Source organism: Stenotrophomonas sp. STEN022, assembly GCF_056760155.1.
In genome coordinates, this window is sequence record NZ_JBRREG010000133.1 from 1 (window position 1) to 9,530 (window position 9,530).

7 protein-coding genes and 1 tRNA gene are annotated in these 9,530 nt (G+C 64.0%); 6 read left to right on the forward strand and 2 right to left on the reverse strand.

What is annotated here, in order from left to right:
• Positions 1-122: 122 nt before the first annotated feature.
• The 4 genes from ybgF to ACVOMF_RS19310 all read left to right on the forward strand — a co-directional run bounded on the left by ybgF (position 123) and on the right by ACVOMF_RS19310 (position 2,460).
• Positions 123-851: a tol-pal system protein YbgF gene (gene ybgF, locus ACVOMF_RS19295; protein WP_481510705.1), complete on the forward strand. Its 729-nt coding sequence runs from the start codon at positions 123-125 to the stop codon at positions 849-851.
• 33 nt (positions 852-884) lie between these two features.
• Positions 885-1,574, forward strand: a complete 690-nt coding sequence (gene queE / locus ACVOMF_RS19300) for a 7-carboxy-7-deazaguanine synthase QueE (protein ID WP_481510706.1) — start codon at positions 885-887, stop codon at positions 1,572-1,574.
• A 78-nt stretch (positions 1,575-1,652) separates the two neighbouring features.
• Complete coding sequence (gene queC / locus ACVOMF_RS19305) at positions 1,653-2,324, forward strand: 7-cyano-7-deazaguanine synthase QueC (protein WP_481510700.1); 672 nt, start codon at positions 1,653-1,655, stop codon at positions 2,322-2,324.
• Between the two features lie 60 nt (positions 2,325-2,384).
• Positions 2,385-2,460 (forward strand) — tRNA-Lys (locus ACVOMF_RS19310).
• A gap of 216 nt (positions 2,461-2,676) precedes the next feature.
• Here ACVOMF_RS19310 and ACVOMF_RS19315 read toward each other — a convergent pair.
• Entirely contained in the window at positions 2,677-3,489 is an 813-nt protein-coding gene (locus ACVOMF_RS19315; RefSeq protein ID WP_481510701.1) for a DUF5694 domain-containing protein, read from the reverse strand.
• Between the two features lie 626 nt (positions 3,490-4,115).
• On the opposite strand from ACVOMF_RS19315, the gene ACVOMF_RS19320 reads away from it, so the two are divergent.
• Positions 4,116-4,667: an ECF-type sigma factor gene (locus tag ACVOMF_RS19320; RefSeq protein ID WP_481510702.1), complete on the forward strand. Its 552-nt coding sequence runs from the start codon at positions 4,116-4,118 to the stop codon at positions 4,665-4,667.
• Between the two features lie 23 nt (positions 4,668-4,690).
• Positions 4,691-7,444: a protein kinase domain-containing protein gene (locus ACVOMF_RS19325; RefSeq protein WP_481510703.1), complete on the forward strand. Its 2,754-nt coding sequence runs from the start codon at positions 4,691-4,693 to the stop codon at positions 7,442-7,444.
• Positions 7,445-7,481: 37 nt separating this feature from the next.
• On the opposite strand, the gene recQ is transcribed toward ACVOMF_RS19325, so the two are convergent.
• Positions 7,482-9,284 (reverse strand): DNA helicase RecQ, encoded by a 1,803-nt coding sequence (gene recQ, locus ACVOMF_RS19330; RefSeq protein ID WP_481510704.1) that lies wholly within the window; start codon positions 9,282-9,284, stop codon positions 7,482-7,484.
• Between the last annotated feature and the right edge of the window lie 246 nt (positions 9,285-9,530).

Sequence of the window (9,530 nt, forward strand, 5' to 3'; positions counted from 1 at the left end):
CCCGCGCGCCCCACACACCTCACACCCTCACCAGTCCCCCGACCCTCCGTCACAGCCGGGGGGGGGGCGGCGGCCGGCCCCGCCCGCCCCCCCCCCCGCCCGCGTATGCACAGCGGGCAAGTCTGGCTGACCGTGTTGGCGTGCTGGAAACGCAGGTCAACAACAGCCAGGCCAATACCGACATGCTCAATCAGCTGCAGCAGCTGCGTACTGAAATGCAGGCGTTGCAGGGCACGATCGAGCAACTTCAGCACGAGAACGAACAGCTGAAGCAGCGCAATCGCGATCAGTACCTGGACCTCGACGGTCGCCTCAATCGCCTTGAAGGCGGTGCTGGCGCTCCGGCAGCTCCTGCCACTGGCGCGGTGACGCCTGCCGCTGCGGCCGCAAAGCCGACAGCGGCTGCTGTCGAACGTCCGCCGACGGTGCGTGGCGATGCCGGTGCGCTGGCTTCGGCCGGTGATGAGCGTGCTGCCTACAACGTCGCGTTTGATGCGTTGAAGGCCGGCAACTATGCCGACTCGGCGCAGTTGTTCCAGAGCTTCCTTGAGTTGTACCCGAATGCTGCCTACACCCCCAATGCCTTGTATTGGCTGGGTGAGAGCTTCTATGCAACGCGTAATTTCAAGATGGCTGAGGCACAGTTCAGCGATCTGGTTGCCCGCTATCCCACCCACGACAAGGCCGCCGGCGGTTTGCTGAAGCTTGGCCTGTCGCAGTTTGGTGAAGGCAACAATGCCCAGGCACAACAAACCCTGGAACAGGTAATTTCCCGTTTTCCCGGCAGTGATGCGGCCCGTACCGCCCAGGACCGACTGCAGTCGATCCGGCTCGGCCAGCAACTGCGTTGATGTGGTGCCGCACCGATGGTGCGGCTGATGATTATGAATTCTCCGAGCGCCGCTGTTCCCAGCGAGATCGTGCAGTCGCCGTTGCCGCGACTGAAGATCACCGAAATTTTCCTGTCCCTGCAAGGCGAGGCCGATAGCGTCGGCTGGCCGACCGTTTTCGTGCGCCTGACCGGCTGCCCGTTGCGTTGCCAGTACTGCGATACCGCCTACGCGTTCCATGGTGGCGACTGGTGGGACATCGACGATATCGTCGCCGAAGTGTTGAAGCAGGGTGTGCGCCATGTCTGCGTGACCGGCGGAGAGCCGCTGGCGCAGAAGCGCTGCCTGATCCTGCTGCACAAGCTCTGCGAAGCCGGTTTGGACGTGTCGCTGGAGACCTCCGGCGCGCTGGACATCGCCGATGTGGACCCGCGCGTATCACGCGTGGTCGACCTGAAGACGCCGGATTCGGCGGAAATGGCACGCAACCGGCTGGAGAACATTCCGCTGCTGACCGCCCGTGACCAGCTCAAGTTCGTGATCTGCAGCCGTGGTGACTACGAGTGGGCCAAGTCCATGCTCAGCGAGCACCGTTTGCCGGAGCGCTGCATGGTGTTGTTCTCACCGAGCAAGTCGCAGGTCAGCCCGCGCGAGCTGGCCGACTGGATTGTCGCCGATCGCCTGCCGGTACGCTTCCAGATGCAGCTGCACAAATTGCTGTGGGACGACGCCCCGGGCTATTGAGTCGGCGACGTACCCGTCAATTGTTTACCCCGGCGCGGGACAGCGTGCTGGCTTTCCTCCCCCAACCGGATCATCACCATGAAGAAGAAAGCAGTCGTGCTTCTTTCCGGCGGCATGGACTCAGCCGCCGTCGTCGCCATCGCCCAGGAACAGGGTTTCGAAGTGCATGCCATGAGCGTGCGCTACGGCCAGCGCCACACCTCCGAACTGGAAGCCGCCGCTCGCGTGGCCGCCGCCTTGGGTGTGGCCGGGCACAAAGTGGTCGCGGTCGACCTGCGCAGCATCGGTGGCTCTGCGCTTACCGATGACATCAACGTGCCCGAGGCCGGAGCCGGTGACACTATTCCCGTCACCTATGTGCCAGCCCGCAACACCATCATGCTGTCACTGGCGTTGGGCTGGGCCGAGGTGCTGGGTGCGAACGACATCTTCTGCGGCGTCAATGCCGTCGATTATTCCGGCTACCCGGATTGCCGTCCTGAGTTCATCGCCGCCTTCCAGACGCTGGCCAACCTGGCCACCAAAGCGGGCGTGGAAGGCGCTGGCATCCGTGTGCACGCACCGCTGCAGTACCTGAGCAAGGCACAGATCGCCCTGGAAGGGCAGCGCCTGGGCGTGGACTTCGGCCTGACCGTGTCCTGCTACCAGGCCGACATGGACGGCAAGGCCTGTGGCCACTGCGACGCCTGCCAGTTGCGCGCTGATGGCTTCACTGCTGCCGGCATGGCTGACCCGACCCAATACGTGTGATTTTGTTTTTGCGTTTATTGCGTTAGAATACGCGCCCCGGCTACGGCCGGGTCTTTGTTTGGGCCGTTAGCTCAGTCGGTAGAGCAGAAGACTTTTAATCTTTTGGTCGAAGGTTCGAATCCTTCACGGCCCACCAGCATTGCCTAGGCTTCGGAGCTATCCGAAGCCTTTTTTTTGCTCCGCAAGCGGCGTGGACTGGCAGTTCAGGCGTAGCCCGGGTAAGTGCAGTGCACCCGGTAGAGGGGAATTCTGTGATCTTGATGGCTGCTGCTGAGAAGCCCGGGGTGCGTTGCGCTTGCCCGGGCTACGGTGATGCCGGCAAGGCCGCGGCTCCAGTCGCGGCCTTTGTGCCTTACTTCAGCAGGGTCTGTTGGACATCGATGATGCGCACATCGTGCATCTGTTCGAGATAGGCATCCAGATAGGCTTTGTGCGAGGCGCCAACCAGCACCAACGTGCGCATTCCCGGGCTTGGTCCCATCAGGTCGCGGATGTTGGCGGCCATGCGCAGGTTGCGGGTTTCCCAGGCAGTGACATACATGCGTCCGTAGCCCTGCGGGGAGGGTTCTTCCAGTGCGGCGCCGTAGTCGCTTTCGAAGGCGGCCGGAGCGACGTCCGGGCCGTTGTCGCGCCGATACATCGCCAGCGCGTTCTCGGGTGTGTCGAGTTGGGATTCCAGGCTGCTGTACAGCGCCGCACGTTGCTTGCTGGCAGGGTTGTCCCACGCCTTGCGGATGGCCTTCACGTAGGCCTTGGGGTCCGGGCCATAGCGGTCGGCACTGTGGTCGTCCATCGGCCAGAGCCGTTGATGGCCCAGCCGCACAGCCAGCTGGGCAGCGATCAGCGTGTTCTCATTGCGACTGCTGCGCAGTGCTTCCAGCGCCTCCAGCAACTCCTGGTTCAAGCTGCCTTCCGTACGCCGCTCTGGCGCAGGCAAGTGCAGCCACTGGACAAGAGCGGAATCGTGTTCTCCGGCGGCGAGGAACGTGGCTGCCAGTTCGCGCCGCTGGGTGGCTGTTGGTTGTGCCGGCCAGTTCGCCAGCGTTGCCTCAGCGGCCGTTGTCGCCGCGGCCACGTCCAGTCCGGTCGCCTTTGCCGCCGCTGACAGGTCGGGGCAGTAATCGTTCACCGTCAACGCGTAACGGGCAGGGTAGCGGCGCAACATGTCGCACTGCTGTCCCGAGACTGTCTCGACGGCGATTGCCTGCGGTTGCCACGCCGCAAGGCGGTCGATCAGCGGCGTGAGCGTCGACGGATCAAAGGTTTTTGGCAGACTTGCCAGATGCGCCGTACCGAGTACTGCGACTTCGTTCTGGGCTCCATGTCGAGGCCCCTTGTGCGTGCCTGGAACAAAGGGCTGTGCCTGCCCGGCTTCCGCCTGAGTCCCTGCCGCAAACAGCGCGCAGATCAATACGCCTCGTCCCCACATGCCCTGCATCACACCCTGCTGCATAGAACCTGCCGATTGAGCGCTGGATAGGCGCGAAGTGACGCAGATTCCGTCTCCGCCGATGCTTTGTCAACGCTCAGTCAGGTTTGCGGAGTCCGGGTGCGGCTTCGTTGTTGTCGCAACGTATCACCGACGAAAGGCGGGCAAACGTCCCGGCAGCACGTGATGGCTTGTGACAGTGTTCGCCGTTTGCCAGCTGATATGGAGGAAGCGCGGGGCGCTCGGCGCGCAGTACGTACGAGGAGTGTAGGCCGCTGTGGTTGGAAGTCGCTGGGTCTGGTCCTAATATGCAGGGTGGATCGTTGGTTGCCCTGGTGGGCGTCCATGCACTGGGGACAGGGTTGAGCAAGCAGATCACGCAATTACTGCACCGATGGCAACAAGGCGACATGGATGCGCGCGAGCATCTGTTCGAAGCCTTGTACTCGGATTTGATGCTGATTGCCCGCAACCGCTTGTCGCAGCAGACCGGCGGCACCTTGCAGCCGGCTGCGCTGGTCAACGAATCGCTGATGCGCCTGCTTGGTACCGATGCGGACTACAAGGACCGCGCCCACTTCGTTGCCATCGCCGCGCTGAAGATGCGCTCGGTGCTGGTCGATCATCTGCGCGCGCGGGCAGCAGACAAGCGTGGTGGCAATGCCGAGCAGTTGACGCTGTCCCACGCTGACCAGGTGCCGGACGATACGGCTGTCGGTTACGACGTGCTTGCGCTGCACCAGGCATTGAATCAACTGGCCGAACTTGAGCCGCGCGCGGCAAGCACCATTGAATTGACCTACTTCGGCGGCATGAGCCGCGATGAGATCGCGCTGGTGCTGGATGTGTCAGCTCCCACGGTTGACCGCGACCTGCGTTTTGCGCGGGCCTGGTTGAACCGGCAGCTGCGCTGAGCTGAGATGACGGGGATGCGGTAATGGGGAGCGAGCGTTGGCGGCAGGTTCGTGAACTGTTTGACGCGATCTGCGAGCTGCCGCGCGAGCAATGGCAGCAAGCACTCGGCGTGGGCACTGAGGACCCTGCGGTTCGCGAGGAGGTGCTGCAGCTGCTGCGCTCGCAGACCGTGGGTCTGAGCCGGGTCAGCAATCGTCTGGACACGGCACTGGCGCGCGCGTTGGCGCCGGAACTGGGTGTGGGTGAGCGGCTCGGGCCATGGCGGCTGACCGAGCGCATCGCACATGGCGGCATGGGCACGGTGTTCAAGGCTGAGCGCGCCGACGGTCTTTACCAGCGTACGGTTGCCATCAAGCTGTTGCACGGCATGCCGGGCGCCACCGAGGTGGAGCTGCTCGGGGCCGAGCGGCAGGTGCTGGCTGGCCTGCAGCTGCCCAATGTTGCGCGTCTTTACGATGGCGGTACTACGCCGGATGGGCATCCCTATCTGGTGATGGAGTACATCGACGGCGTGCCGCTGGATTGTTGGTGCACCGAGCAGAGCTTGGGCCTTCAGCAACGGATTACGCTGTTCCTGGAAATCTGCAGCATCGTGCAGTCGGCACACGAACAGCTGGTGTTGCATTGCGACCTCAAACCTCCCAATGTGCTGGTGCAGGCCAATGGCCAGCCGGTGCTGTTGGATTTTGGTCTGGCGCGATTGCTCAACGAGGCGCGTGACAAACGCGACTCCGGGTACTGCACCCCTGGTTACGCCAGCCCGGAGTTGATCGCGGGGCATACCGTCGGTGCGGCCAGCGATGTCTACAGTCTTGGCGTGATGTTGCTGGAGTTGCTGTCCACGCAACCATCGATGCGCGAGGCGCAGAACACCAGCGAGGCATTGATTGCGCCCAGTGCCAACACACCGGCTGATCTGCCCTGGCGGCGACGCCTGCGTGGCGATCTGGATGCCATCGTCGCACGTGCCTGCGCCAGTGACATCGCCCTGCGCTATCGCTCGGTTGAAGCCTTGATGGCTGACCTGCGCCGTTATCTGGAGATGCAGCCGGTCCTTGCGCGCAGCGGTGGCCGCTTGTACCACCTCGGGAAAGCGTTGCGTCGGAACTGGCAGGGCACTGCGATCGGTGTCGGTGTGAGTGCGCTGCTTGCGGTGTTCGTATTCGGTTTGTGGGAGACCCGGCGGCAAGCGCAGGAAGAAGCGGTGGTGGCGCAACAGATCAGCAATTTCATGGTTGGCATGTTCGAAACCGCTGATCCATTTCTACGCACCGAGCGCGGCGCCGAGGAGTTGAGTTCGCGGCAATTGCTGGACAAGGCCACGTTGCAGGTCGCGCGTGACCTGGCTGATGCCCCGGCGCAGTTGGCGCGGATGCGCGCGGTGCTGGGCGTTGCCTATCAGAACGCAGGTGCGTCGCATCAAGCCGATACTCTGTTGCAGCAAGCCTACGGCGGCTTCATGGATCCGCGCGTGGCCCGTCCGTTGGATGCCGCGAATGTGCTGGCGGATCTGTCCGTGCAGAAGACCCTTGATGGCGATGGCGAGCGCGGTCAGCAGCTGGCGGCGCAGGGCCTGGATTTGATTGGAGGCAAGGCGCCAGCGTTGGTGCGCGCGCGTCTGTACAGCGCCAAGGGGCTGGCCTTGGTGAATCAGCAGCATTTTGATCTGGGTGAAGCGGCCTTCAATAGTGCGACGTCGTTGTATCAGGATGTGAAGGATGTGGACGTCAGCACCGAGACCAGTGAGTTGTCGTACAACAAAGGTCTGCTGTTCCTGCGCTGGGGAAGGCAGCAATCGGCAGAGCACGAGTTCCGGCGGGTGCTGGAAAATCTGCATGGTCGCCGCACCAGCCTGGCGTTGGCTGCTGAAACGCGGTTGGCGCAGATACTCCGCGAGCAAGGCAAGTACGAACAGGCGTTGCCACTACTGCAAACCGGTATGCAGTATGCGTTGGAGCTGTATGGCGCGGAGAGCAGCTTTGTCCGCGTGCAATACGATGGATTGGCAGACCTGTATCGGGATTCCGGTGATTATGCAGCCGCCGAACTGCATTACCAGAAGCGGAATGCCTTGAGCGCACGCCTGGATGGACAGGACTCGGTCGAGTACTCGATGGGCCTGTTCAACTACGGTTCGTTGAAAGAGCTGCGCGGCGAGCTGGCCGCAGCCGAAGCGTTGTATCGCCAGTCCTGGTTGATCCGCAAACAGAGACTGGGCGAGGACTCCCCTACCAGCCTGCGCGCTGAAAGCGAATTGGCGCGTCTGCTGATGCGCGATGGGAGGATGGGCGAGGCCGGGGTGATGCTGGAGCACGCCGACAAGGGCTTGAGCCAGAGCTTGCCGGCCGATGCGCCAGGCCGCGTGCAGGCCCATTTGAACCGGATCGATTGGCATCTGCGTAGCGGTCAGCTGGCACAGGCGCGGCAATTGCTGGAGCGAATGAACTCACCGGTAGCAGAGGAGCTGCAGCTACGCTGGCTGGGTATCCGCGCCGATCTGGCAGCGCGGCAGGGCGAGGGTGAGCAAGCGCTGGCTTTGCGCAGGGCTGCGGTGGAGTTTGCAGGCAGCAAGCAGGGCAAAGACAGCGCTGCTGTTGTCGAGACGAGTCTGGCGCTGGCCGAATCCCTGCTGCAGTTGGGGCATGCGCGTCTGGCCAAGGAAGAGCTGCAGCGCGTGCTGCTGCTGATAGGCCGGCTGCAGGTTGCCGGTTCGCCTGATCGGCGCAAGCTGGATGGGCTGCTGCTGTTGGCCGAACAAAATCTAGGCGGGCGTTAGCCGCAGCCACAAGGGCGAGGCAGCCAGGTGCTGCTGCTCAGCCCTGCTCGCGCACGATCTCGACCAGTCGCTGGCCATATCGGGCCAGCTTGCTGCCGCCAATGCCGCCCACCTTGCCGAGTGCGTCGACGCTGGTCGGGCGCTGCTCGGCGATGTTGCGCAGGGTGCTGTCGTGGAAGATCACGAATGCCGGCACGTTCTGTTCGCGTGCCAGTTCCGCACGCAACCCGCGCAGCGCCTGGAACAGCGATAGGTCGCCAGCCTGTACCGGCAGGCCGGTACGCGGGCTGCCGCGCTCGCGCTCGCGCGTGGGTGCAGCGTCGCGGCGCATCATCATCTGCCGGCGACCGGTGAGTACATCGCGGCTGGCATCGGTCAGGCGCAGGCCGCCGTGGCTTTCCGGGTCCACTTCCAACAGGCTGGCGGCCACCAACTGGCGGAATACGCCGCGCCAGGCACGTGCATCCAGATCATTGCCGATGGCATAGGTACTGAGCTTGTCGTGGCCGAGCTGGCGGATGCGCTCGTTGTCGCTGCCGCGCAGGATGTCGATCAAGTGGCCGACGCCAAAACGCTGGCCGCTGCGGTAGACGCAGCTCAGCGCCTTCTGTGCCGGAATGGTGGCGTCCCAGGCGGCGGGTGGGGTGAGGCAGTTGTCGCAGTTGCCGCAGGGCTTGGGATAGGTTTCGCCGAAGCCGGCCAGCAGCACCTGCCGGCGGCACTGCATCGATTCGCAGTATCCGAGCAGATGGTCGAGCTTGGCGCGCTCCAGCTGCTTGCGTTCTTCGCTGGCCTCGGACTGCTCGATCATCTGCTTGAGCAGCACCACGTCGCCCAGGCCGTAGCACAGCCAGGCTTCGGCCGCTTCGCCATCGCGGCCGGCACGGCCGGTTTCCTGGTAATAACCTTCCATCGATTTGGGCAGGTCGGTGTGCGCGACAAAACGCACGTCCGGCTTGTCGATGCCCATGCCGAAGGCGATGGTGGCGCACATCACGATGCCGTCCTCACGCAGGAAGCGGCGCTGGTTGGCGGCGCGCACCTCCGGCGGCATGCCAGCGTGATAGGGCAGGGCCTGCATGCCTTCGCCACACAGGAACTGCGCGGTCTCCTCGACCTTGCGCCGGGACATGCAATAGACGATGCCGGCCTCATCGCGGTGATTGCGCAGGAAGCCCAGCAGCTGGCGTTTGGCGTTGTCCTTCTGCACTACCGTGTAGCGGATATTGGGGCGATCGAAGGAACTGACGAAATGCTGGGCGCTGGACAGGTCCAGGCGCTCGGCGATCTCGCGCTGGGTAGGCGGATCGGCAGTGGCGGTCAGGGCGATCCGCGGCACCTGCGGCCAGCGCTCATGCAGCACCGTCAGCTGCCGGTATTCGGGGCGGAAGTCGTGCCCCCATTGCGAGACGCAGTGAGCCTCATCGATGGCAAACAGCGAGATGTGCGCGCGGCTCAGCAGCGACAGGAAGCGGCCGGTCAGCAGGCGCTCGGGGGCGACGTAGAGCAGCTTGAGCTCGCCCGCCAGCAGCTCGCGTTCGACCCGTGTGGCGGTTTCGGCATCCAGCGTGGAGTTGAGGAACTCGGCGCGGACACCGACCTGGTGCAGCGCCTCCACCTGGTCCTGCATCAAGGCGATCAGTGGCGAGATGACAATGCCGCAGCCCTCGCGCAGCAGGGCCGGGATCTGGTAGCACAGGGATTTGCCGCCGCCGGTCGGCATCAATACCAAGGCATCGTTGCCATTGGCGACGTGTTCGACGATGGCCTGCTGATCGCCGCGGAAACTGTCGTAACCGAAAACGCTGGAAAGCAGTTGTTGCGCGGGACTCTGGGGCATTGCGCTAGTTTACCCGCTGGCGGCCCGAGCCGAATGACCGATACAGCGCATCAGGCAGTCAGCGCCCTGCCTGTAGTGCCGAGCTATGCTCGGCTGGGGCCTTGCCGAGAGAGCTCCTGTAGAGCCGAGCCATGCTCGGCTGGGGCTCTTGCCGATAAAGCCCCTGTAGTGGGGGGGGGGGGGGGGGGGGGGGGGGGGGGGGGGGGGGGGGGGGGGGGGGGGGGGGGGGGGGGGGGGGGGGGGGGG

Coding starts and splice junctions, on each gene's coding strand:
- queE (WP_481510706.1), top strand. CDS start 885: ATGAATTCTCCGAGCGCCGCTGTTCCCAGCGAGATCGTGCAGTCGCCG.
- queC (WP_481510700.1), top strand. CDS start 1,653: ATGAAGAAGAAAGCAGTCGTGCTTCTTTCCGGCGGCATGGACTCAGCC.
- ACVOMF_RS19315 (WP_481510701.1), bottom strand. CDS start 3,489: ATGTTGCGCCGCTACCCTGCCCGTTACGCGTTGACGGTGAACGATTAC.
- ACVOMF_RS19325 (WP_481510703.1), top strand. CDS start 4,691: ATGGGGAGCGAGCGTTGGCGGCAGGTTCGTGAACTGTTTGACGCGATC.
- recQ (WP_481510704.1), bottom strand. CDS start 9,284: ATGCCCCAGAGTCCCGCGCAACAACTGCTTTCCAGCGTTTTCGGTTAC.